At 36.5% G+C, this 24,294-nt stretch carries 16 protein-coding genes and 1 CRISPR repeat array; of the genes, 12 read left to right on the top strand and 4 right to left on the bottom strand.

Annotated features, from left to right (window positions below; translation table 11 throughout):
- Window positions 1-108: 108 nt before the first annotated feature.
- Window positions 109-375: a SemiSWEET family transporter gene (locus AC2A07_RS17465; RefSeq protein ID WP_484051439.1), complete on the bottom strand. Its 267-nt coding sequence runs from the start codon at window positions 373-375 to the stop codon at window positions 109-111.
- A gap of 281 nt (window positions 376-656) precedes the next feature.
- Between AC2A07_RS17465 and AC2A07_RS17460 the strand changes: the two genes are divergently transcribed.
- The 3 genes from AC2A07_RS17460 (at window position 657) to AC2A07_RS17450 (ending at window position 3,302) form a co-directional block, all read left to right on the top strand.
- Window positions 657-833 (top strand): histone H1, encoded by a 177-nt coding sequence (locus tag AC2A07_RS17460; protein ID WP_262989762.1) that lies wholly within the window; start codon window positions 657-659, stop codon window positions 831-833.
- A 232-nt stretch (window positions 834-1,065) separates the two neighbouring features.
- A complete protein-coding gene (locus AC2A07_RS17455; RefSeq protein WP_484051438.1) occupies window positions 1,066-2,628 on the top strand; it encodes a M20/M25/M40 family metallo-hydrolase in 1,563 nt (520 codons plus the stop codon).
- A gap of 17 nt (window positions 2,629-2,645) precedes the next feature.
- Complete coding sequence (locus AC2A07_RS17450; protein ID WP_484051437.1) at window positions 2,646-3,302, top strand: hypothetical protein; 657 nt, start codon at window positions 2,646-2,648, stop codon at window positions 3,300-3,302.
- Between the two features lie 211 nt (window positions 3,303-3,513).
- Here AC2A07_RS17450 and AC2A07_RS17445 read toward each other — a convergent pair whose 3' ends face one another.
- Window positions 3,514-5,637 (bottom strand): Tex family protein, encoded by a 2,124-nt coding sequence (locus AC2A07_RS17445; protein WP_484051436.1) that lies wholly within the window; start codon window positions 5,635-5,637, stop codon window positions 3,514-3,516.
- A gap of 197 nt (window positions 5,638-5,834) precedes the next feature.
- On the opposite strand from AC2A07_RS17445, the gene cas9 reads away from it, so the two are divergent.
- The 4 genes from cas9 to cas2 are packed head-to-tail and all read left to right on the top strand — an operon-like array spanning window position 5,835 to window position 11,890.
- Window positions 5,835-10,235, top strand: a complete 4,401-nt coding sequence (cas9, locus tag AC2A07_RS17440; RefSeq protein WP_484051435.1) for a type II CRISPR RNA-guided endonuclease Cas9 — start codon at window positions 5,835-5,837, stop codon at window positions 10,233-10,235.
- On the top strand, window positions 10,222-10,632 hold the full coding sequence (locus AC2A07_RS17435) for a PIN domain-containing protein (RefSeq protein ID WP_484051434.1): 411 nt from the start codon (window positions 10,222-10,224) through the stop codon (window positions 10,630-10,632). Before cas9 ends, AC2A07_RS17435 begins: the two co-directional genes overlap by 14 nt.
- Window positions 10,629-11,522, top strand: a complete 894-nt coding sequence (gene cas1 / locus AC2A07_RS17430) for a type II CRISPR-associated endonuclease Cas1 (RefSeq protein WP_484051433.1) — start codon at window positions 10,629-10,631, stop codon at window positions 11,520-11,522. The genes AC2A07_RS17435 and cas1 overlap by 4 nt, the downstream gene beginning before the upstream one ends.
- Window positions 11,523-11,551: 29 nt before the next feature.
- On the top strand, window positions 11,552-11,890 hold the full coding sequence (gene cas2, locus AC2A07_RS17425; RefSeq protein ID WP_314499456.1) for a CRISPR-associated endonuclease Cas2: 339 nt from the start codon (window positions 11,552-11,554) through the stop codon (window positions 11,888-11,890).
- A 57-nt stretch (window positions 11,891-11,947) separates the two neighbouring features.
- A CRISPR array of direct repeats spans window positions 11,948-15,612; the repeat unit is 47 nt; unit sequence GTTGTGATCAATCACGAAGATAATAATTTTTGAAAGCAATTCACAAC.
- 53 nt (window positions 15,613-15,665) lie between these two features.
- Here the strand turns inward: cas2 and AC2A07_RS17420 are convergent.
- Together AC2A07_RS17420 and AC2A07_RS17415 are read right to left on the bottom strand one after the other, a co-directional pair.
- On the bottom strand, window positions 15,666-16,088 hold the full coding sequence (locus tag AC2A07_RS17420; protein WP_484051432.1) for a helix-turn-helix transcriptional regulator: 423 nt from the start codon (window positions 16,086-16,088) through the stop codon (window positions 15,666-15,668).
- A 386-nt stretch (window positions 16,089-16,474) separates the two neighbouring features.
- Window positions 16,475-16,831, bottom strand: a complete 357-nt coding sequence (locus tag AC2A07_RS17415; RefSeq protein WP_314499613.1) for a hypothetical protein — start codon at window positions 16,829-16,831, stop codon at window positions 16,475-16,477.
- A 136-nt stretch (window positions 16,832-16,967) separates the two neighbouring features.
- Between AC2A07_RS17415 and AC2A07_RS17410 the strand changes: the two genes are divergently transcribed.
- From AC2A07_RS17410 to AC2A07_RS17390, 5 genes are all read left to right on the top strand, one after another.
- Complete coding sequence (locus tag AC2A07_RS17410) at window positions 16,968-17,231, top strand: DUF1294 domain-containing protein (protein WP_484051431.1); 264 nt, start codon at window positions 16,968-16,970, stop codon at window positions 17,229-17,231.
- A 530-nt stretch (window positions 17,232-17,761) separates the two neighbouring features.
- Complete coding sequence (locus tag AC2A07_RS17405) at window positions 17,762-18,310, top strand: type 1 glutamine amidotransferase domain-containing protein (protein ID WP_314499608.1); 549 nt, start codon at window positions 17,762-17,764, stop codon at window positions 18,308-18,310.
- 260 nt (window positions 18,311-18,570) lie between these two features.
- On the top strand, window positions 18,571-20,376 hold the full coding sequence (gene typA, locus AC2A07_RS17400) for a translational GTPase TypA (protein WP_484051430.1): 1,806 nt from the start codon (window positions 18,571-18,573) through the stop codon (window positions 20,374-20,376).
- Window positions 20,377-21,188: 812 nt separating this feature from the next.
- Complete coding sequence (locus AC2A07_RS17395) at window positions 21,189-22,301, top strand: peptidoglycan DD-metalloendopeptidase family protein (RefSeq protein WP_484051429.1); 1,113 nt, start codon at window positions 21,189-21,191, stop codon at window positions 22,299-22,301.
- A 205-nt stretch (window positions 22,302-22,506) separates the two neighbouring features.
- Window positions 22,507-24,105: a glycoside hydrolase family 10-like protein gene (locus tag AC2A07_RS17390; RefSeq protein WP_484051428.1), complete on the top strand. Its 1,599-nt coding sequence runs from the start codon at window positions 22,507-22,509 to the stop codon at window positions 24,103-24,105.
- Window positions 24,106-24,294 lie beyond the last annotated feature (189 nt).

Below are 24,294 nucleotides of genomic sequence, written 5' to 3'. Positions count from 1 at the left end.
CAAGGAAAATAAAAATTATAACCAAAAAAAATCCGCCTCAGTTGTGAGACGGATTCTTTTTATTTTAAACTGATCTTCAAATCAACTATAGTTGAAAAGATCCTGTTTTTAAAGGGCAGTGAAAAATGCGAACAGGCCAAACAGGATTCCCGGCGAATTTGCAATAATGATCGGTAGATCTCTTTTAGGTTTTTTCAGAATCCCGTAAATTACCCAGAGCATACAGTTTACAGAGGCCACCAAAGGCTGCAGCCAGTCCCCTTTATTGCCTTCCAGATTGCTGCTGATCTGGGGAATGTAAGATACATACATCGCCATCGATGTCACTGTTGCCACGATGCCCAGAATTCTAAAGAATTTATCGTTATCTGTCATATCTCAATTTTATTAATTTATATCTTCAAAGCTAATAGTATTTGCAAGTTGTATGCCCAATTGATCAGGATTGTATTGTGGGGACGGCATAAACCTGAACCTAAGATGTCGCAGATAGTAAATCAATACTAAAATAACCTGCTGTCTCCATTTATTAAAGAATATTGATGTCTTTTCATGATTTAAATCAAAATAATTCACGTTTGATGTTAATTTTTTTCTTCAATGTTAGGCTGGAAGCGTCTGAAAACATATATTTGCAGCCTAAATTTTTTATAGACATGAAAGAACTTATTGAAAAAATCAACGCAGAATTCGAAGCGTTTGCAAGCGAAGCAAACCAACAATCAGAAAAAGGAAACAAAGCAGCGGGTACAAGAGCTCGTAAATCAGCTTTGGAATTGAGCAAATTGTTCAAAGAATTCAGAAAAGTTTCTGTAGAAGAATCAAAAAAATAATACAGACTCAGCCGGCTTATAAAGCCGGCTTTTTTTATGTGAAATCTGCATATAAAAATGATTTCCTGCTGATAACACAAATCTGTACAGGCTTTTCTCTAAAGTCTCTTTCTCATTTCTTTAAAATATAGCTTTGTTTTAAAGCATCCTGTACCGATTTGCATTTAGATCCCACAGATTCAAACAGGTTTTTTCGACAAATAACTTTATCTTTAGGCCAATCAATATAAGTATGAAGATAAACACCTTTTTTGCTGTTCCTGCAGTTGTTTTGGCAAGTCAGCTGGTCAATGCCCAGTCAAACAGCCAAAAATCAGATTCTGTCATTGAAAATTTTGTAAATGAGGCGAATAACAGATCTCAGCTGGAAGAGATGGCATTCGAACTTTTAGATGGAGTAGGACCCCGTTTGGTGGGTACTCCGGAAATGTTAAAATCCAATGAATGGACAGCAGGTAAATTAAAATCCTGGGGGATTGATGCAAAACTTCAGCAGTTCGGGACATGGAAAGGCTGGCAGAGAGGGATTACCCATGTGGATATGGTCTATCCAAGGATCAAATCTTTATCAGCAACACAACTGGCATGGAGCCCTGCAACAAAAAAACCGGTAGAAGCAGAAGTCACCGTCCTTCCTGAAGTTTCTTCAAAAGCGGAATTTGACCAGTGGCTTCCTGCAGTGAAGGGAAAAATAGTTCTGATGGCTCAGTACCAGAAAATCGGTCGGTCAGATGAGCAGATCAAAGAATTTGCTACTCCTGAACTCTATGAAAAGCTGAAAGCAGAAAAAGAGCAGGCTTCAAAAAATTTCCGGGATTATGTGAAAAACATCGGTTATGATAACAATACTCTTCCTGAGGCTTTGGAAAAAGCGGGAGCAGCAGGAATTGCAATTTCAAACTGGACCGGAATTATGGGAGCCAACCGTATTTTCGGTGCTAAAACTTATAAAATTCCGATGTTTGATATTGATGTTGAAGATTATGGAATGCTGTACAGAATGGCTGAAAAAGGAAGCAGACCGAAAATAAAAATAGAAGCTCATTCAAAAGTTCTTCCGGATGCAAAGACTTTCAATACCATCGGTATGATCAAGGGAAAAGAAAAACCTGAAGAATATGTTATCCTTTCTGCGCATCTGGATTCGTGGGACGGTGCGCAGGGCGCAACAGATAACGGAACCGGTGTTTTGACCATGCTGGAAACCATGAGAATCCTTAAAAAATATTATCCGAATCCAAAACGGAGTATTGTTGTCGGACTTTGGGGAAGTGAAGAGCAGGGTCTGAACGGTTCCAGAGGTTTTGTCGCAGACAATCCGGAAATCATCAAAGGAACTCAGGCCGTTTTTAATCAGGATAACGGAACGGGAAGAGTCATCAATATTGCAGGACAGGGGTTTGTCAAATCATATGATTATATCGGAAGATGGCTGAATGCAGTTCCGAAAAATGTGAAAGACCACATCAAAACAGATTTTCCGGGAATGCCGGGTGGCGGGGGATCCGATCATGCTTCATTTGTTGCAGCAGGAGTTCCCGGTTTTTCTTTAAGTTCGCTCAACTGGGGGTATTTCGGTTATACCTGGCATACGACAAAGGATACATACGATAAAATCATTTTTGATGAGCTGAAAAATAATGTGATCCTTACCGCAACATTAGCCTATATGGCATCTGAAGATCCCGAATTTACAAGCAGGGAACGCAGAGTGATGCCTGAAAATGATAAGGGAGAAGTCGCAAAATGGCCGGAAATGAAACAGCCGAGAAGGGATTCTAAAGAATACAAATAATTAAAGTAAATATAAAAATGAAAAGAATAACCAAAATTCTTACAATTTGTTGTGTAGTTGTATTGCAGAATTTCGCATTTTCTCAAACTGTTGAAGAAACCCGCGCAAAGGAAATTATTGAAAAAGCAATTACCGTGTCTGGAGGAAAAGAACTTTTAACTGGCATAAAAACTCTATATACCAAAGCTTCTACTGTAATGGATGGGAGAAATGTCTATTATATTACAAAAGAAATGGAACCAAACTTAGGGAGTTTTGAGATTGAGTATCAGGGAAGAATCGTTTATCGGTCATGGTTTGACGGGACAACAGGATATGACACTGTAAATGGTCAGAAGAAGGTAGCAGATCAGGAGGAGTTTAAAGATAAGCATGAAAGGAAGTACATCATGAATGAAATCGCTTATCTGGATCCTACGCTGTATAAAGTTAAATTTATAAAAACTGATACTAATCAAAAAATTAATCAGGTAGAGGCTACGGCAAAGGACGGAAGTATTACGGATTTATTTTATGATACAGAAAGTTTCCTGCTAAAAAAAGAAGAAAAAAAGAATGCATCTAAGAACTCTTTCTCAACTTTTTATGCACAGAGTATAAAAAATTTGGAGATCTTACATATTGCTCAAAACACATATTTAAATCTGAGAATGGGGATCAAATTACAAATTTAATAGACTTAAAATATAATAAAGGGATTAAAAAATCAGATTTTAAGTATTAGTCGTTTGGTTATATAGAAAATTACCTAAAAATTCCGTTGTATATTTTTTGCAACGGAATTTTTTTGGTTTAATAATTCTTTAATTTAAAGAAACTAAGTTGTTTTTTAGCGGAAGAATCCTGGTCTTGAATTTTTGTTTTTTTGCTTCAGGGCAAAAGGAATTACAGGATCATACTCAGCTGAATTCTCTTCCTCGCCTCATCCACTTCCGTCACTCTTACCTGAACATGCTGATGAAGTTTCACTACTTCATTCACATCCGAAACAAAGCCTTCTTTCAACTGGGAAATATGAACCAGTCCGCTTTCTTTGATTCCCAGATCTACAAAACATCCGAATGCGGTAATATTGTTGACGATTCCGGGAAGGACCATCCCGATATTTAAATTTTTAATGCTTTTTACATGCGGGTCAAATTCAAAGACTTTGGCCGCTTTTCTGGGATCCAGGCCAGGTTTTTCAAGTTCCTTTAAAATATCTCTGATCCCTAAAATACCGATGGTTTCAGTGATATACTGATCAGGATTGATGGTTGCTATTTTCTCTTTATTGGCAATCAGCTCTTTTGTGTGTATGCCTAGATCTTTCGCCATTTTTTCAATAACTCCGTATGCTTCAGGATGAACTGCTGAGTTGTCCAAAGGATTTTCAGCATTGGTGATTCTGATAAATGCTGCGGCTTGCTGATACGCTTTTTCACCCAGCCTCGGAACTTTTTTCAGCTGTTTCCGGTTTTCAAAAGCTCCGTTTTCAGCACGGTAATTCACAATGTTTTCCGCCATTTTCTCACCGATGCCGGAAACATAGCTTAAAAGTGATTTGCTTGCTGTATTTAAGTTGATTCCCACAGAATTCACGCACTTCATCACCGTGGAATCCAATTCATTTTTTAACCGGGTCTGATCTACATCATGCTGATACTGTCCCACGCCAATTGATTTTGCATCAATCTTTACCAGCTCGGCCAAAGGATCGGCAAGCCTTCTTCCGATCGAAACCGCACCACGGACGGTTACGTCATAACTCGGGAATTCATCCCTGGCAATCTTACTGGCAGAATACACTGAAGCTCCGGCTTCTGACACGACAAAAACCTGCAGGGGTTTATCGAAGGCTATTTTTTTAATGAAAAATTCAGTTTCCCGGCTTGCGGTACCGTTTCCGATGGATATGGCCTGAATGTTATAAGCATTGACCATGGAACGGATTTTCTTCATCGCCATACCGCTTTCGTTTTGCGGTGCATGAGGATAAAGAGTTTCGTTGTGAAGTAAATCACCTTTTTCGTCAATGCAGACTACTTTACAGCCACTTTTATAACCCGGATCGATGGCCAGGATCCTTTTCTCTCCCAAAGGCGGAGCGAGCAGAAGCTGACTCAGGTTTTCCGAGAAGATCTCAATCGCTTTTTTATCTGCTTTTTCTTTGGCTTCCTGTAATGTTTCGTTTGAAATAGCGGGTTCAAGAAGTCTTTTATATGAATCTTTGATGGCTAAAGCGATCTGCTCCGAACTTTCATTTCTTGATTTGATAATTGCATTTTCAATAAAATCAAGGGCTTCCTCTTTATCAATGACGATATTGGTTTTTACAAACCCTTCAGCTTCTGCTCTGAGCATCGCTAAAAGCCGGTGAGAAGGCGTTCGGTTCAGGCTTTCTTCCCATTCAAAGTACTGTGAGAATTTTTGTGCTCCTTCCTCTTCTTTTTTTGCCTTGACCACTTTTGACGTGATGAGCGCTTTCCGCTGGAAAAGACGTCGTAAATTTTTACGCACGTACATGTTTTCATTGATCCATTCTGCCATAATCTCTCTCGCACCCTGCAATGCCTCTTCTACTGTTGATACCTGACTGTTGAGGTATTTCAATGCCAGATGCTGTACATCATCCGCTTTCTGGCTCATGATGATTTTTGCCAAAGGTTCCAGTCCTTTTTCTTTGGCTGCATCCGCTTTGGTTTTTCTGCGTTTCTTAAATGGCAGGTATAGATCTTCGAGCTCCTGAATATCAAAACTTTCTCCGATTCTCTGCTTAAGTTCCGGCGTCAGAGCGTTTTGCTCTTCAATGGATTTCAAAATACTTTCCTTACGTTTGATGATCTCATCAAATTGCCTGTTCAGCTTAAAGATCTGCTCGATCTGGATTTCATCCAGATTTCCTGTCGCATCTTTCCGGTATCTTGATATGAACGGGATGGTACAGTCTTCAGAAAGTAATTTTAAGGTAGCACTGATGCTTTTATCGGATATGTTGAGTTGTTGTTGAATAAAATTTAGTGAAGTCATAGCTATGGTATTAAATAAAAAAAGGCGAGTTGCCCCGCCTTAAATGTTTTCACAACGGAATAATCCTTATTGTGAATTGCTTTTCAAAATTATTAGTACAAATATAGAATAAAAATTTATTAGATGGTTTGAGGAAATCCGTAAATTGAGTAAAAATTTTATTTCTAATTTTATACAGTATCAAAAAACTAATAACTATGGTGAAAAATATTTTAGGACTTGACTTAGGAACCAATTCGATTGGATGGGCGTTGGTCAATCAAGATTTTGATAAAAAGGAAGGAAAGATTATTGGTATGGGAAGCAGGATTATTCCCATGTCGCAGGATATTTTGGGAGAGTTCGGAAAAGGGAATTCCGTTTCACAGACAGCTTCACGTACAGGATATAGAGGTGTAAGACGATTGCGTGAAAGGTTTTTACTCAGAAGAGAACGTCTTCATCGGGTTTTGAATCTTTTACAATTCTTACCGGCACATTATGCTTCTCAAATAGATTTTGATAAGAGGTTTGGTAAATTCAAAGATGAAACGGAGCCCAAATTAGTATATGATATCAATGAATTTATTTTTAAAAATTCATTTGAAGAGATGCTTTCTGATTTTAAAAAGCATCAACCTCAGCTTTTGGAGAATAAGAAAAAAGTCCCTTATGACTGGACGATCTATTATTTACGCAATAAAGCTCTAACTCAAAAAATAGAGAAGGAAGAGTTGGCCTGGATACTTTTGAATTTTAATCAGAAGCGTGGATATTATCAATTGCGTGGAGAGGAGGAAGAAGAGAATCCAAATAAACTGGTTGAATTTTATTCATTAAGAATTGTAGATGTTTTGGGTGATGAACCTCAAAAAGGAAAAGCTGATATCTGGTATTCGCTGATTTTAGAGAATGGGTGGATTTACAGACGTTCAAGCAAAATACCTTTGTTTGATTGGAAAGATAAGATAAGAGATTTTATCGTCACAACAGATTTAAACGATGATGGCTCTGTAAAAACTGATAAGGACGGAAATGAAAAAAGAAGTTTCCGGGCACCAGGCGAAAATGACTGGACATTGGTTAAGAAGAAGACAGAAAACGAAATTGAAAATTCTCAAAATACAGTAGGATCTTATATTTACAGTGCACTTCTTCAGAATCCAAAGCAGAAAATCAATGGAAAATTGGTTCGCACTATCGAGCGGAAATTTTACAGAAAAGAACTGAAAAGTATTTTAGAAACTCAAAAAGCATTTCACCCAGAGTTGCAAAATGATGATTTATATAGTGATTGCGTGCGGGAATTATATAGAAATAATGAAGCACATCAATTGACTTTGAGTAAAAAAGATTTTGTACATCTTTTTATGGATGATATTATTTTTTATCAGAGACCATTGAGAAGTCAGAAGTCTTCTGTTTCTAATTGTACTTTGGAGTTTAGAAAATACACAGATGAAAATGGAATCGAACACAAGCAATATTTGAAAGTTATTTCGAAATCTAATCCCTATTATCAGGAGTTTCGTGTTTGGCAATGGATTTTTAATCTTAATATCTATAAAAAGGATAATGATGAGAATGTAACCAAAGAATTTTTAAATTCAGGTAAAGACTTTGAAAATCTGTTTGAGTTTTTAAATAACAGAAAAGAGATTGATCAAAAAGCATTATTGAAACACTTTAAATTAAATGAGAAGACACATCGATGGAATTTTGTTGAAGATAAAAAATATCCTTGCAATGAAACCAAAGCAATGATTTTTTCAAGATTAGATAAAGTGGAAAATATTTCTAATGATTTTTTCACAAGGGAGATCGAACAAAAAATTTGGCACATCATCTATTCTGTTAATGATAAAATTGAATACGAAAAAGCCTTAAAATCTTTTGCCGGTAAATATGATCTGGATGAAAATTCTTTCTTTGAGGCTTTCAAAAAATTTCCTCCATTCAAAAGCGAGTATGGTTCTTTTTCTGAAAAAGCGATAAAGAAATTGTTGCCTTTGATGCGGTTGGGAAAATATTGGAATTATGACGATATCAATACATATTCAAAAGAGAGAATTCAGAAAATCATTACCGGAGAATTTGATGAAAATATTAAAGATAAAGTAAGAGAAAAGGCAATTAATCTCACTACTGAAAGCCATTTTCAGGGTTTGCAGTTGTGGTTGGCTCAATATATTGTTTATGGCAGACATTCAGAAGCTTCACTGATTGGGAAATGGAATTCTGCAGATGATTTGGAAGAATTTCTAAAAGAATTTAAACAACATTCACTTCGTAACCCGATTGTAGAACAGGTTATTACAGAAACACTTCGTGTAGTAAAAGATATTTGGTTGAAATATGGAAATGGAGCTAAAGGTTTTTTCAACGAAATTCATATCGAGCTAGGTCGAGAAATGAAAAATACAGCGGATGACCGTAAGCAAATTACCAATATGGTAACGGAAAATGAAAATACGAATCTCCGTATCAAATCTTTGCTGGCTGAAATGATGAATGATAGTGGAGTGGAAAATGTTCGCCCATATTCTCCAATGCAACAGGAGATTTTGAAAATTTATGAAGATGGAATTTTGAAATCTGATATTGAAATTGATGATGATATTCTTAAAATTAGCAAAACGGCGCAACCTTCTTCATCAGATTTAAAAAGATATAAACTTTGGCTGGAACAGAAATATAAATCGCCTTATACCGGACAGATTATTCCCTTAAATAAACTTTTTACGCCGGAATATGAAATTGAACACATCATTCCGCAAAGTCGATATTTTGATGATAGTTTTAGTAATAAAGTGATTTGTGAATCGGTGGTTAATAAACTGAAAGATAATTACATAGGATTTGGATTTATCAAGCAATTTGGAGGAACTATTATTGAACTGGGTTTCGGAAAAAATGTTAAAGTTTTTGAAGCAGAAGAATATGAAGATTTTGTAAAAAAGCATTACGCTAATAACAGAGGCAAGAGAAATAAGCTTCTTTTGGAAGAAATACCAGAAAAGATGATTGAGCGGCAGATGAATGATACGCGATATATCAGTAAATATATTTCTGGTGTTCTCTCTAATATAGTTCGTGTGGAGGATGGAAGTGATGAAGGTGTAAATTCTAAAAATATAGTTCCAGGAAATGGAAAGATTACCAATCAATTAAAACAAGATTGGGGATTGAATGATGTTTGGAATGAATTGATTTTGCCACGTTTTGAAAGAATGAATCAATTGACCAATTCAACTGATTTTACAGCTTGGAATGAAAACCACCAAAAATTTTTACCAACTGTTCCGATTGAGTTTTCGAGAGGATTTTCAAAGAAAAGGATAGACCATCGCCACCATGCTTTGGATGCTTTGGTAATTGCTTGTGCTACAAAAGAACATATTAATTATATGAATAATGAGCACGCATTGAGAAAAGGGAAAACTAAAGAAGAGAAGCAGGATATTCGTTATGATTTGCGTAAGAATCTTTGCTATAAAAAGTATAATGGCGATTCAAAAGAAAATTATAAATGGCTATTCTTAAAACCTTGGGATAGTTTTACTGTAGAGGCGAAATATAGTTTAGAAACTATCATCGTAAGCTTTAAACAAAACCTTCGTGTCATTAACAGAGCTACTAACCACTACGAAAAATGGGTGGAGAAAAATGGTGTGAAAACTAAAGAAAAAGTAGAGCAGACGGAAACTAACTGGGCGATTAGAAAACCGATGCATAAAGAATTTGTTTATGCTAAAGTAGACTTGCCTTGGGTAAAGGTTGGCAAGAAAGAAATATTAACGGCAATTAGAAAATCATTAGATATAAGCTTTGATGAGAAAAAAATTAAAAGCTCGATTACTGATACTGGTATTCAAAAGATTCTTTTAGCCCATTTAGAAAACTATAAAGGTGTTTTAGATGAGAAAGGTAAAGAAATTCCACCTGAAATTTTAGCATTCACACCCGAATCCATTGAAGAAATGAACATAAGAATTGTTGACTTAAATGATGGAGTATTTCACCAGCCAATTTTTAAAGTGAGGGTATTTGAAAAAGGAACAGGAAGATTTTCTGTTGGACAATCAGGTAGTAAAAAAGATAAATATGTAGAAGCAGCTAAAGGAACGAACTTGTTTTTTGCCGTTTATAAAGATGAAAAAGGAAAAAGAAGTTATGAAACAATTCCCTTAAATATCGTTATAGAAAGACAAAAACAAGGATTGAACTCAGTGCCTTTAGAAAATGAAAAGGGTTATAAGTTGTTATTTGACTTATCTCCGAATGATTTAGTATATGTACCGGAAGTAGATGAGGATATCAATAATAATTTTACATTATCTAATTTGAGTAAAAGGCAAATTGATAGAATATATAAAGTTGAAAAATCCTCCGGTAATGAATGTTATTTTGTTCGTCAAGATATTGCATATCTTATAAAACAGTATGATGCAAAGACTAAAATTGGGGAATTAGAAAGTCAGAATAAACTTCAGGTAACTATGACAAATGATAGAGTTAAAATTGCAGATGTCTGTTTAAAAATAAACTGTGATAGATTAGGTAATATTAATTTCTTAACAAAAGAAAAGATAAAGCAGATTTTTAATGAATATAGATAGAATAGCTATAGATTCAAATGTTTTACTATATGCCTATGACAATAGAGATATGCATAAGCAAGATATTGCAATAGAGATATTGCTTAAAAAACCATTTGTAACTCAATTAGTTATTTTTGAATTTATAAAAGTACTTGAAAGAAAATTTAAAATGGAAAAAAAGGAAATTACTAAACTTACTATTAAATTGTTAAAAGAATTAGTTTGTCCTCTTTCTCAACATAGTGATATTCATAATTATGCTCACTTTTTAGTTCAGAGATACAATTACGCATTAAGTGATATTCTGATACTTTCAGATTCCATACTTAATAATTGTTCTATTTTACTTTCAGAAGATATGTGCAATGGGATGATCGTCGATAAAAAAATAAAAATTATTAATCCTTTTTTATGATTACACGCTCCATCTATATTGGTAATCCTGCTTACCTCAAGCTCAAAGACGAGCAGATGAAAATCCTTTGCCCGGAAAGTAAAACGGAAAAGGGGAGTGTTCCTGTGGAAGATCTGGGTCTGCTGATGCTGGATCATTTTCAAATCACTGTTTCACATCAGCTCATACAAAAAATGATGGGGAAAAACGTGGTGATCATAAGTTGTGACAGTCATCATTTACCTCACGGAATTATGCTGCCACTTTACGGGCATACCGAACATTCCGACCGGGTAAAAGACCAGTTAGAAGCAAGTGAACCTCTTAAAAAACAACTTTGGAAACAAACCATTGAATGTAAAATTGAAAATCAGAAAGAAGTGCTTCGAAGGTTAGGGAACTATTATGATCCAATGATAAGCTATCAAAGCAATGTCAAAAGTGGTGATATGACCAATATGGAAGGTATTGCTGCCCAGCATTACTGGAAGTACCTCATCAGTCTGGATTTTCTCAGGCAGAGGTATGGAGACTCTCCGAACCAGTTCTTCAACTTCGGGTATGCTGTTCTCCGAAGTATTGTTGCAAGGTCGATTGTCGAAACAGGTTTGCTTCCCGTTTTAGGGATTTTTCATAAGAATAAGTACAATCCTTATTGCTTGGCAGATGATCTGATGGAACCTTACCGGCCTTTTATAGATCTGTTGGTCATGGATTGGCTGACAAGGAATCCAGATACTGAAGAACTGACAAAAGAATTCAAATCACATATCCTGCAAATTGCAACCAAAGATGTGATCATTGAAGGTAAAACAAGACCGTTGTTGATTGCCGTAAAAACAACCGCTACATCGCTGTATAAATGTTACACGGGAGAAAAACGACTTATTGCATATCCCGAACTGATATAATTCTGAATGAGAATCCTGAAATTTAAATCATGAATGCCGAAAGGTTTAATGCTTACCGAATTATGTGGGTTTTAGTATTGTATGACTTACCGACAGAAACCAAAGCCAATATGCGGGATGCCAATAAATTCCGCAAGGGTTTACTGGATGATGGGTTTACTTTATTTCAGTTTTCGATGTATGTTCGTCACTGTCCGAGTCGTGAAAATGCTGAGGTTCATATCAAAAGAGTGAAATTTATGCTTCCCAAAGCAGGAAAAGTTGCTGTCATGTGCATTACAGACAAGCAGTTTGGTGATATCGAAATATTCTTCGCCAGGAATAAAGAAGAGCCGCCTCCAACATTCCAACAGCTCGAATTATTCTAAATTTTAAATCCTGAAAAACAAAACAATCTACTGAAAATCAGTAGATTGTTTTTTGAGGTTGTGATCAATCACGAAGATAATAATTTTTGAAAGCAATTCACAACAGCTTTCATCGACTACCGGTAAGATAGATCGTTGTGATCAATCACGAAGATAATAATTTTTGAAAGCAATTCACAACTGATTAACGTTTTTACAGGAAAATTAAAAAGTTGTGATCAATCACGAAGATAATAATTTTTGAAAGCAATTCACAACTGTAGAGCTGATAAGCTTCCGCCCATATCTGTTGTGATCAATCACGAAGATAATAATTTTTGAAAGCAATTCACAACAGCAGTCCGGGATGGCTGCTAAAATGGCAAGTTGTGATCAATCACGAAGATAATAATTTTTGAAAGCAATTCACAACATCATGTCAGTATTCTCAGAAGTTCAAAAAGTTGTGATCAATCACGAAGATAATAATTTTTGAAAGCAATTCACAACGCTATGTCAGTATTCTCAGAAGTTCAAAAAGTTGTGATCAATCACGAAGATAATAATTTTTGAAAGCAATTCACAACTGTTGACTGATCGTCTTTTTGCTGAACCACGTTGTGATCAATCACGAAGATAATAATTTTTGAAAGCAATTCACAACCTGTATCTGCAACCAATCCTGTTGCAGGAAGTTGTGATCAATCACGAAGATAATAATTTTTGAAAGCAATTCACAACCTATCATGGCACTGTATACTCGCCCAACTTGTTGTGATCAATCACGAAGATAATAATTTTTGAAAGCAATTCACAACAGATTGTGAAATCTCCTACCAACGCTTCACGTTGTGATCAATCACGAAGATAATAATTTTTGAAAGCAATTCACAACGGTTTTGATCCACCTCATAAAATAGTGATAGTTGTGATCAATCACGAAGATAATAATTTTTGAAAGCAATTCACAACAAAGGTTACAGAGTCGTCTATTGCGTACAGTTGTGATCAATCACGAAGATAATAATTTTTGAAAGCAATTCACAACAGATGCAAAGATGGAAAGACGCAGGTCTAAGTTGTGATCAATCACGAAGATAATAATTTTTGAAAGCAATTCACAACAGACTCAATCACTTCGTTGTTACACATGATGTTGTGATCAATCACGAAGATAATAATTTTTGAAAGCAATTCACAACGAAGTTCTATTACAGTAGCTCCTGAAGCCGGTTGTGATCAATCACGAAGATAATAATTTTTGAAAGCAATTCACAACCACCTGATTGCACAGTTGCTTCTACGTCTTGTTGTGATCAATCACGAAGATAATAATTTTTGAAAGCAATTCACAACAATAAACCTACAGCAATAGATTCTGTAGGAGTTGTGATCAATCACGAAGATAATAATTTTTGAAAGCAATTCACAACGAAGATGACAGAAAACCTGAATGCATTGGTGTTGTGATCAATCACGAAGATAATAATTTTTGAAAGCAATTCACAACTACGTATGATATTTCTCAATTTCAGGGAGCGTTGTGATCAATCACGAAGATAATAATTTTTGAAAGCAATTCACAACAACATATATTCCTTGGTTCTGGGGTTGTAGGTTGTGATCAATCACGAAGATAATAATTTTTGAAAGCAATTCACAACTAAAACAGGCCGTCATACTTCTTATTCCACGTTGTGATCAATCACGAAGATAATAATTTTTGAAAGCAATTCACAACTAAAACAGGCCGTCATACTTCTTATTCCACGTTGTGATCAATCACGAAGATAATAATTTTTGAAAGCAATTCACAACTACCCCAGAACCGTGCTTTTGAATGCGTTGGTTGTGATCAATCACGAAGATAATAATTTTTGAAAGCAATTCACAACGTAAAGCTTCGCCGGCAGGCAAATAAGGATGTTGTGATCAATCACGAAGATAATAATTTTTGAAAGCAATTCACAACAATGGTTCGACCGTTCCATCTGAAACTCTAGTTGTGATCAATCACGAAGATAATAATTTTTGAAAGCAATTCACAACAAGGGATAATCTTTTTACTCTGAAGAAATTGTTGTGATCAATCACGAAGATAATAATTTTTGAAAGCAATTCACAACAGTTTCACCATAAGCATTATTCAATCCTTTGTTGTGATCAATCACGAAGATAATAATTTTTGAAAGCAATTCACAACAGTTTTCGCAAAGACCATTGTACATGGTAGGTTGTGATCAATCACGAAGATAATAATTTTTGAAAGCAATTCACAACCAGCGTTGTCTCTTTAAGTTTTTTAACTTCGTTGTGATCAATCACGAAGATAATAATTTTTGAAAGCAATTCACAACACAGCTACTAAACATCTATGCAGTTCGTGGGTTGTGATCAATCACGAAGATAATAATTTTTGAAAGCAATTCACAACATGCTGATAGTGCAAGTTTAATGCTATCATGTTGTGATCAATCACGAAGATAATAATTTTTGAAAGCAATTCACAACGGATAGGCAAAACAATGCTAATACATCCGTGTTGTGATCAATCACGAAGATAATAATTTTTGAAAGCAATTCACAACATCCAGGAAGACTTATCCCAAATCTAATGCGTTGTGATCAATCACGAAGATAATAATTTTTGAAAGCAATTCACAACGGATAGGCAAAACAATGCTAATACATCCGTGTTGTGATCAATCACGAAGATAATAATTTTTGAAAGCAATTCACAACATCCAGGAAGACTTATCCCAAATCTAATGCGTTGTGATCAATCACGAAGATAATAATTTTTGAAAGCAATTCACAACTGCGCTGTCAACCTCCTTATCTGCTGACTCGTTGTGATCAATCACGAAGATAATAATTTTTGAAAGCAATTCACAACATGGCAGGTCGGGTGCCCATTGCGGGGAAAGTTGTGATCAATCACGAAGATAATAATTTTTGAAAGCAATTCACAACAGGAATAACAAAAGGCGATAATACTTTGTCGTTGTGATCAATCACGAAGATAATAATTTTTGAAAGCAATTCACAACTACGGTTGCAGGGATTTGTTTTTGTGGTGCGTTGTGATCAATCACGAAGATAATAATTTTTGAAAGCAATTCACAACCCAAACCCTTATCTGCAGTATCAATACCTTGTTGTGATCAATCACGAAGATAATAATTTTTGAAAGCAATTCACAACCAAAATGGGACTTACACCTGAAGACTTCAAGTTGTGATCAATCACGAAGATAATAATTTTTGAAAGCAATTCACAACACCCAAAACCAATTGCTATACTTCTTTCACGTTGTGATCAATCACGAAGATAATAATTTTTGAAAGCAATTCACAACGCTTAATTCTGCATCATGTGCAACTGTTAAGTTGTGATCAATCACGAAGATAATAATTTTTGAAAGCAATTCACAACCGACTCCTGATTGAACTCTATTAGCAAAGGGTTGTGATCAATCACGAAGATAATAATTTTTGAAAGCAATTCACAACTCGTCTTACAGTATATCGTCGTTCACCTTTGTTGTGATCAATCAAGAAGATAATAATTTTTGAAAGCAATTCACAACTGCGTAGGCTGCTGCTACCGCTTTATTTATGCTGTGATCAATCACGAAGATAATAATTTTTGAAAGCAATTCACAACTGCGTAGGCTGCTGCTACCGCTTTATTTATGCTGTGATCAATCACGAAGATAATAATTTTTGAAAGCAATTCACAACTTGACGCTTAACATCTCTTGGAGGAGTGAAGCAGTTATCAATCACTAAGAAACTCAATTCTCTTTCTCTAAAAACTTTTCCATTCTCTGAATCATCTCATCTTTTTCCTTCAGCATTTTTTCGTACAGAGCAATTTTGTCATCATGAAATTCAAGGATCTTATCAAGAGGATTGACCGTACAATTAACATTAGAATTAGTCGAGTTATTATTGGCTATGGAGCCCTGATCAAAACTGTTGGAAATAATATTTATTGCCTGTTCCTCACTGAAATTCTGAAAAGCTTCTACAGGAATGTTGAATATTTCAGATATTTTCTGAAGCAGTGAATCATTGATGATTTCTTTTTGTTCGAGAAGGGAGACTTTTTTTTGACTCCAGTCATCACCGAGATCAAAAGCCAAAGCTTCCTGCTTGATTCCAAGTATTTCTCTGAACCGTTTTACATTGCGTCCCTGATGTACCTTTTGTTCCATGTGTTTTTTATTTTCTCAGCTGTAAAGATACAGCCATTCTGTGAGTATGAAAAGTAAAGTTAAAAATTATCACCTTAAAATCCTAATGAGCTACTGTAATTTTATCGGGAACAATTAATATAGATTTTTGTATTGGGTGAGCGACAGCCAATCAATCACTGATCTGTTAATACAAGCTTCTCAATACATTTTTTTTTCAAAAAATCACTCGAAGTGTCGGAGGTTTAGCAGCGGAAAGGTTCTCCTGACAATTAAAGTGCAAAAAAATCAAAATTCAGTATTCAATCGAAGTAATAGGAAATTATGCATACAGATAACTGAAGCATTCATCTTGAATGTCAGGATAAACCAGCGTAAAAATAAATCACGGAGCCAGATCTGCAGGATCAGTTTAAAAAAGCAGATTGACGAATCCGCACACAGTATTCACTCCCCAGATACAGAGGATTACCATGCTTTTCTGACCAGAAACCATCAAGAATTCCGTTTTCAAGGCAGCGATATACCGCAACACCTTTATAGATTCGATCATCAGTACCTTCATAGCTGAAATTAATCACTAAAATACCGTCCTTATAAAAACCGGTTCCGTTCTGTTCATGATCTCCTAAAATCCATTGGGCAGCAATGCGGTTGTTCTCATCAATCGACAGGGTCAGGATGCCCTGGTATGAAATTTCGTCGGTCTCCTCCTGGTTGCTGCCCTGCACAGAATAGCTTCCTGTTAACTCCTGTAGTGTCATCTGTTGTTTATTATAATCATACAAAAATAAACATCTTCTTTGATTGACATGGAAATTTCTGTAATCTCATTCTGCATCTTTACAAAAGTAAAAAACAGGCAGAAAAAACTAACTTTACGCCTAAATTTTTTCACTGATGCTGTACATCCTGATCATTCTTACTTTTGTCACGTTCATTACCTTTGGTATTGACAAACGTCTTGCGGTCAGACACGGAAGAAGAATTTCAGAATCAATGCTTTTAATCCTGACGTTTGTAGGAGGAACTGTTGGTGCTGTCCTGGCTATGATGGTTTTCAGGCATAAAACTTCAAAAAAGAATTTCCTGCTCAAAATAGCTCTGATTATTGCCCTGCAATTCATAATAACATATTTTTATTGGCGGAAAGCTAAAGGGTGAATGCTTGATTTATTTTCTGATCGTAGGTAATCCGTCACAGTTAAAAAACTTTGAGTTTTTATAAGTGAATTCAAAGATCATATGAATGGAGTTGTTATTAAGAAGATCAGACACTGATAATTTGTTTTCTGACTCAAAGATTTAATTTCACCATGTATATTTCATTGAGCAGGCGATAGGATCAGCCAAAGTCAATTCTTCGTAGCGTAGGAATAAGCATACAGATGTATCAGTTATAAAGACGCATCACTTTCCCACTTACACTGGAGCACAGGCATTCATAAAATTTTGCGTCAATCTTTTAATCAAAATAATTTCAGCAATAATCTGGTGAACCTTGTTCACAAAAGATTTCTGATAACCGGACATTTTATATTTCTTAAGAGAATTGTGGCAGGCTTTTAAAAGTTGTAGAGTAGAGTTGATGATGTATATTTAAAATTTATTTAACAAATTTTTATCATTTCAACAATTCTGTACGGCATTATTTTTTCTTTACACTTGACATACAAAACCAAAAAATAAATAATATGTCAAAGAAAATTGCGATCCTATCCACACATGGATTTGAAGAAAGTGAACTGAAATCTCCAAAAGAACATTTAGAGCAGCAAGGCTGGACTGCACATATCATCAGTCCGGAGTCAGGAACGATCAAAGCATGGGCAGAGAAAGACTGGGGACAGGAATATAATGTAGATAAAACATTGGATGAAGTATCAGCTTCAGATTATGATGCTCTGGTTTTACCGGGCGGAGTGATCAATCCGGATCAGTTAAGAACAAATGAGAAAGCTCTTGGTTTTGTGCGGGACTTTTTCAAACAGCATAAACCTGTTGCAGCCATCTGCCATGGTCCTCAGATCCTGATCAATGCAGGGGCGGTAGAAGGTAGGAATTTAACGTCGGTTGATTCCATCAGCCAGGATCTTAAAAACGCAGGAGCGGTATGGGAAGACAGTGAGGTAGTAGTGGATAACGGTTTGGTAACCAGCAGAACTCCAAAAGACCTTCCTGCATTCAACGCCAAACTGGTTGAAGAGATCAACGAAGGACAGCACGAAGATCAGAATCTGTAATTTAACAGATTATATATAGTAAAGACCCGGATTTTATATCCGGGTTTTTTTATTTTGATTATTAATAAATAAGTATAAATTATTATTTATTTGCAACTTACAACTCTTTAACAGCCGTATCAGTTGCTTTTAATACAGCGAATTGATCGCATAAAACAGGTTGCTTTGCAAAACCTGCTCATTATGAATTTGTTAATTAATAAAACTTTTAGTGGTTAATTCATTAAAAATCACTAATTTCGCACCCGTAAAAATCATTCATGCAAAACATTAGAAATATTGCGATTATCGCACACGTTGACCACGGTAAGACTACTTTGGTTGATAAGATTATTCATGCTACAAACATTTTCAGAGAAAATCAGGAAAGTGGAGAATTAATAATGGATAATAACGATCTTGAAAGAGAAAGAGGGATTACCATTTTATCAAAAAATATTTCTGTAACTTATAAAGACGTTAAAATCAACGTTATCGACACTCCTGGTCACGCCGATTTCGGTGGTGAAGTAGAGAGAGTTCTTAAAATGGCAGATGGGGTAATCTTATTGGTAGATGCTTTTGAAGGACCGATGCCACAGACCAGATTCGTATTGCAGAAAGCTTTGGAATTAGGTTTAAGACCGTTGGTAGTGATCAATAAAGTAGACAAACCAAACTGTCGTCCGGAAGAAGTTCACGATCAGGTTTTTGATCTGTTCTTTAACCTTGAAGCAACTGAAGAGCAGTTGGATTTCCCAACATTCTACGGTTCTTCAAAACAGGGATGGTTCAATACTTCATTGGAGCAGACTGAGGACATTTTCCCATTATTAGACGGTATCTTACAATATGTTCCTGAACCTAAAGTTGAAGAAGGTAACCTTCAGATGCAGATCGTTTCTCTTGATTTTTCTTCTTTCTTAGGAAGAATTGCTATCGGGAAAGTGATCAGAGGTGAGATCAAAGAATCCCAGTGGATCGGTCTTGCTCAGGCTGACGGTAAAGTTTTAAAAGGAAAAGTAAAAGAATTATACGTTTTCGAAGGACTTGGAAAGAAAAAAGTAACGGAAGTGAAAGCAGGGGATATCTGTGCTGTAGTAGGTTTCGACGCTTTCCAGATCGGAGATTCTTTCGTAGATCTTGAAAATCCTGAACCGTTGCCAAGAACTTCAATTGATGAGCCTACGCTGAACATGACGTTCTCAATCAATAATTCACCTTTCTTCGGTAAAGATGGTAAATATGTTACCTCCAATCACCTGAAAGAAAGACTGACTAAAGAATTAGAGAAAAACTTAGCATTAAGAGTTGAGCAGACCGGTGATGCAAACACTTTCCTTGTATTCGGTAGAGGTATTCTTCACTTGTCAGTTTTGATTGAAACAATGAGAAGAGAAGGATATGAAATGACTATCGGTCAGCCACAGGTAATCCTGAGAGAAATTGACGGAGAAAAATGTGAGCCTTACGAATCTTTGGTTGTTGACGTTCCTGAAGAATATGCTTCTAAAGTGATCGATTTGGCCACTCAGAGAAAAGGAGATCTTCACATTATGGAAACTAAGGGTGAGATGCAGCACATGGAATTCGAAATTCCTTCAAGAGGATTGATCGGATTACGTTCTCAGATGTTGACCGCAACTGCTGGGGAAGCTATCATGGCACACCGTTTCACAGAATACAAACCTTTCAAAGGTGCTATTCCGGGAAGAAGCAACGGTGTATTAATCAGCAAAACGCAGGGTCCTGCTACAGAATACTCTATCGCTAAATTACAGGACAGAGGTAAGTTCTATGTTGATCCGGGCGAGGAGATCTACGCAGGTATGGTGATCGGTGAGCAGAACAAGCCGGGAGATTTGGTAGTAAACATCGTTGAAGCAAAACAGCTGAACAACATGAGAGCTTCAGGTAAAGATAAAGATACAGGTGTTGCACCGAAAATCTTATTCTCTCTTGAAGAATGTATGGAATATATTCAGTCTGATGAAGCGATCGAGGTGACTCCGAACTTTATCCGTATGAGAAAGAAAGTCCTTTCTGAAGAAGAAAGAAAAAGAATTGAAAGAGGTGCGAAAGCTTAATCCCATTTCTTTATAATATTTGAAAGACTGTCCGAAAGGACAGTCTTTTTTTATACGGCAAATTTTGTAATGATTCAGACTTTGGCTGATTTTTTTATTTAGAAAAGTCTGTAGAACTTTCTCAGTGTTTTACTTTTACCCCCTCACTCAACCCTGCCAGCGTTCTAAACGCTGGCAGGATTTTCCAATCTCAAGTATTCCAGGAATGATCACTTTATTAAATTCCAAAAAACGAAGTATTGATTTGTCTTATTATAGATAATGAATTTCTGTTTTTTATTTAGAAAAGTCTGTAGAACTTTCTCAGTATTTTATTTTTGCCAGCACACTCAACCCTGCCAGCGTTCTAAACGCTGGCAGGGTTTTCCAATCTTAAGTATTTCAGGATTAATCACTTTATTAAATCCAAAAAACGAAGTATTGATTTGTCTTATGAGTGATACTGATTTTTTTTTTGTAAATGAAATTCTTTGAACTTTTTCATTACTTATTTTTGCCACCACACTCAATCCTTCCAGCGTTCTAAACGCTGGCAGGGTTTTCCAATCTTAAGTATTTCAGGAATGATCACTTTATTAAATCCCAAAAAACGAAGGATTGATTTGCCTTATGAGTGATACTGATTTTTTTTTGTAAATGAAATTCTTTGAACTTTTTCATTACTTATTTTTGCCCCCTCACTCAACCCTGCCAGCGTTTTAAACGCTGGCAGGGTTTTCCAATCTCAAGTATTTCAGGAATTATCAATGTACTAAATCTTATGAAATGTAAAAAAGATTATCCTGCGGCTAAATTTTTGTATAAAATAGAAAATGAAAAGTTGTATTTGGTTCTTTGTTTTTTTATTGATTTTATTACTCGCTATTTCCTGCGACGGACTGAAGGTGCCAAAGAATATTTTTGAAACCTCCGAACGGATAAAATATGAAAGAAGTTTTTCGGGAGCTGACAGCATCATGACAAAATGGAAAGCCAATTATAGTGCTGCTTCAAATAATCAGCTTAAAATAAGCGATGCAACTGTGATAAGTGTTTTTTCTGATTCCACAGATGTAAAAGCATTAGGATATTCTCTTGAATTGAAAAAAGGAGACCTGTTACAACTGGCAATACTAAGTCCTGAAAAGTACAGGAAAATTTTTGTAGATATTATCCCGCCTAATGCAACAGTTGAAAATTCAAAAAGTGAATTGATAAAAAACAATTTATTCTCAAAAGTCATAGAAAACACGGGCTGGCATCGGGTGATTATTCAGCCTGAAATCGATTATCAAAGTGATTTTGAACTTCATGTGTATACACAGCCGTCCATTGCCTTTCCTGTTGCCGGAAAAGGAAACCGTGACGTACAGAGTTTCTGGGGAGCGAGCAGGGATAGTGGTGGGAGAAGTCATGAAGGAGTTGATGTTTTTGCTTCACGGGGAACACCGGTGGTCGCCGTTTCCAAAGGTTTTGTTACCCGCACCGGGAATCAGGGATTGGGTGGCAGGCAGGTCTGGCTTCGTGATGTTGATATGGGAAATTCCTATTACTATGCTCACCTGGACAGTGTAATGACTGAACAAGGCAGGAATGTTCAGACCGGTGACACCCTGGGTTTGGTTGGAAATACAGGAAATGCGGCAGGCGGTGCCACTCATCTTCATTTCGGGATCTATACTTCCGGAGGTGCCGTTGATCCCTATCCCTATATTCGGAGGCGTACTGCACCGAAAAAAACAGGAATAGCAGAGAAAACAAAGCCTTCCAAAAAATATCTGAAAGCAGGGACCAATCTGCGTGCAGGAGCAGGAACCGGATATGAGATTGTATCTTTAGTGAACTCCAGAACAGCAGTAACCATTACAGCTTCGCAGGGAAAGTGGTATCAGGGTAAGACTGCAAATGGGACAGAAGGATTTTTCATCAGTGACCGCCTGGAATAATTGCATAAAGTAATCAGCGTATTATTTCAAATGACGGCTGAGGCTCTATCGGAAAACGTCTTTAAGCAACATCCTGTAAATAAAACGGAATAAATTATTTCTGTTTGTACGGTCTATTCTGTTTCAACTTTTTAAATTTGCACTTTTCGAAGGAGAAATAAGATCATTCTTATTTAAAACTGTTAACTTTCCTTTTTTGCAATTTATGAAAATCAACAAAATAAAATTAATTTTTCTGTTAGGTCTTGCTTCATTCACGACGTCATGTTCCGTACAGAAAAATACTTCCACTGTTAAGAATCCTGCAAAATCCGACAGGTACAAAGCTAAACCTAAAGATTCTTCCATAGCTGTCAAACCAAAGGTCGTTCTACCGGTCGATGAAGATTTCAGGGTCAGCCTGCCTGCTGTCAGCCGTGAATTCCGTGGTGCATGGATTGCCAGTGTCGCCAATATCAACTGGCCTTCCAGAAACAATCTTTCTGTAGAGCAGCAAAAAGCAGAAGCAGTCAGTATGCTGAATATGCTTCAGGATAATAACTTTAATGCGGTGATTTTTCAGGCGCGTCCTTCTGCAGATGCTCTTTATACCAGCGAACTGGAACCGTGGTCATATTTCCTGACCGGACAGACGGGACAGCCTCCTTATCCGAATTATGATCCTTTACAGTTCTGGATTGAAGAATCCCACAAAAGGGGAATGGAGCTGCATGTATGGCTTAATCCATACCGGGCACATCATAGCAATGGGGGAGCAGTCTCCAGCCAGTCAATGGTCAATAAACTTTCGGATATTACCGTCCGCTTAAAAAACGGGATGTACTGGTTTGATCCTGCCAATCCAAAAACGCAAGGGCACGTTTCTAATGTAGTGAAAGATCTTGTTAAAAGATATGATCTTGATGCGATTCATTTTGATGATTATTTTTATCCTTACGCAACCTATAACAGGGGAGCTGATTTCCCTGACAGCGCAAGCTGGAATGCTTATGTCGGATCCGGCGGAACCCTTTCGAGAGCAGATTGGAGGAGAGATCAGGTCAATCAGTTTGTGGAGAGAATTTATAAAGAAATTCATGCAGAAAAAAATTACGTACGGTTCGGGATCAGCCCGTTTGGCATCTGGAAACCAGGCTATCCACAGGGAGTTGTGGGCTCTTCCCAGTATGATGAACTGTATGCTGATGCCAAATTATGGCTGAACAAAGGTTGGGTAGATTATTTTTCACCTCAGCTGTACTGGCCGATCGAGTCAAAAGGTCAGCCCTTCGCTTCGCTTCTGAATTGGTGGAAATCGGAAAATACCATGAACCGTCATCTCTGGCCGGGACTGAATACGGTAGAAATCAAAGTTTCTGACCGTCCTTCTGAAATTAAAAATCAGATTGAGGTGTCGAGACAGATCTTAGCAAACGATGCCGGAGAAATTCACTGGAGCATTGCAGGTCTGACCAAAAATTCAAATATGCTCCCGACTCTGAAAAGCGGACCTTATAAAGAGAAAGCACTTATCCCGAAAAGTCCCTGGATCAAGGCAGTTCCCTTAGATAAGCCCACTTTATTTACCAATGATAACGGAAGTCTGATAAGGGCAAGCTGGAGCTCAAAAAAAGTAGGCAGTGTATTTCAATGGGTTCTCTTCATTCAGTACAACGGAGTATGGGAAACTGAAATCTTAACGTTAGAAACCCTGTCAAAAGAAATTCCTAAAAATAAGGACGGAAAAATACTTAATGCCATTGCCATCAAAGCAGTTGACCGTTTAGGCAATGAAAGTGATTACATGGCGAAGAAAGTGAAATAGAGTTTCTGCGTTTTATAATCAGAGGGTTTATTAAGCGTCCTCAGTACTTTTTATATTTATCCGCACACTCAATCCTTCCGACGTTTGAAACGCCGGAAGGATTTTCCAACATAAAGAATAATCATTTCATAAGCGATTAGTGAATGAAATCTGATTATCGGACTGAAAGAGTATTATACCTAGTGAAAA

The sequence above is a fragment of the Chryseobacterium sp. HNCC26DJ238 genome, assembly GCF_057180465.1.
The sequence above is the reverse complement of the archived record's forward strand: the minus strand, read 5'-3'. Positions and strand labels throughout refer to the sequence as shown.

What these genes read in the sequence shown, in the direction of transcription:
- AC2A07_RS17465 (WP_484051439.1), bottom strand. Translation starts at nt 375, where the DNA reads ATGACAGATAACGATAAATTCTTTAGAATTCTGGGCATCGTGGCAACA.
- AC2A07_RS17460 (WP_262989762.1), top strand. Translation starts at nt 657, where the DNA reads ATGAAAGAACTTATTGAAAAAATCAACGCAGAATTCGAAGCGTTTGCA.
- AC2A07_RS17455 (WP_484051438.1), top strand. Translation starts at nt 1,066, where the DNA reads ATGAAGATAAACACCTTTTTTGCTGTTCCTGCAGTTGTTTTGGCAAGT.
- AC2A07_RS17450 (WP_484051437.1), top strand. Translation starts at nt 2,646, where the DNA reads ATGAAAAGAATAACCAAAATTCTTACAATTTGTTGTGTAGTTGTATTG.
- AC2A07_RS17445 (WP_484051436.1), bottom strand. Translation starts at nt 5,637, where the DNA reads ATGACTTCACTAAATTTTATTCAACAACAACTCAACATATCCGATAAA.
- cas9 (WP_484051435.1), top strand. Translation starts at nt 5,835, where the DNA reads ATGGTGAAAAATATTTTAGGACTTGACTTAGGAACCAATTCGATTGGA.
- AC2A07_RS17435 (WP_484051434.1), top strand. Translation starts at nt 10,222, where the DNA reads ATGAATATAGATAGAATAGCTATAGATTCAAATGTTTTACTATATGCC.
- cas1 (WP_484051433.1), top strand. Translation starts at nt 10,629, where the DNA reads ATGATTACACGCTCCATCTATATTGGTAATCCTGCTTACCTCAAGCTC.
- cas2 (WP_314499456.1), top strand. Translation starts at nt 11,552, where the DNA reads ATGAATGCCGAAAGGTTTAATGCTTACCGAATTATGTGGGTTTTAGTA.
- AC2A07_RS17420 (WP_484051432.1), bottom strand. Translation starts at nt 16,088, where the DNA reads ATGGAACAAAAGGTACATCAGGGACGCAATGTAAAACGGTTCAGAGAA.
- AC2A07_RS17415 (WP_314499613.1), bottom strand. Translation starts at nt 16,831, where the DNA reads ATGACACTACAGGAGTTAACAGGAAGCTATTCTGTGCAGGGCAGCAAC.
- AC2A07_RS17410 (WP_484051431.1), top strand. Translation starts at nt 16,968, where the DNA reads ATGCTGTACATCCTGATCATTCTTACTTTTGTCACGTTCATTACCTTT.
- AC2A07_RS17405 (WP_314499608.1), top strand. Translation starts at nt 17,762, where the DNA reads ATGTCAAAGAAAATTGCGATCCTATCCACACATGGATTTGAAGAAAGT.
- typA (WP_484051430.1), top strand. Translation starts at nt 18,571, where the DNA reads ATGCAAAACATTAGAAATATTGCGATTATCGCACACGTTGACCACGGT.
- AC2A07_RS17395 (WP_484051429.1), top strand. Translation starts at nt 21,189, where the DNA reads ATGAAAAGTTGTATTTGGTTCTTTGTTTTTTTATTGATTTTATTACTC.
- AC2A07_RS17390 (WP_484051428.1), top strand. Translation starts at nt 22,507, where the DNA reads ATGAAAATCAACAAAATAAAATTAATTTTTCTGTTAGGTCTTGCTTCA.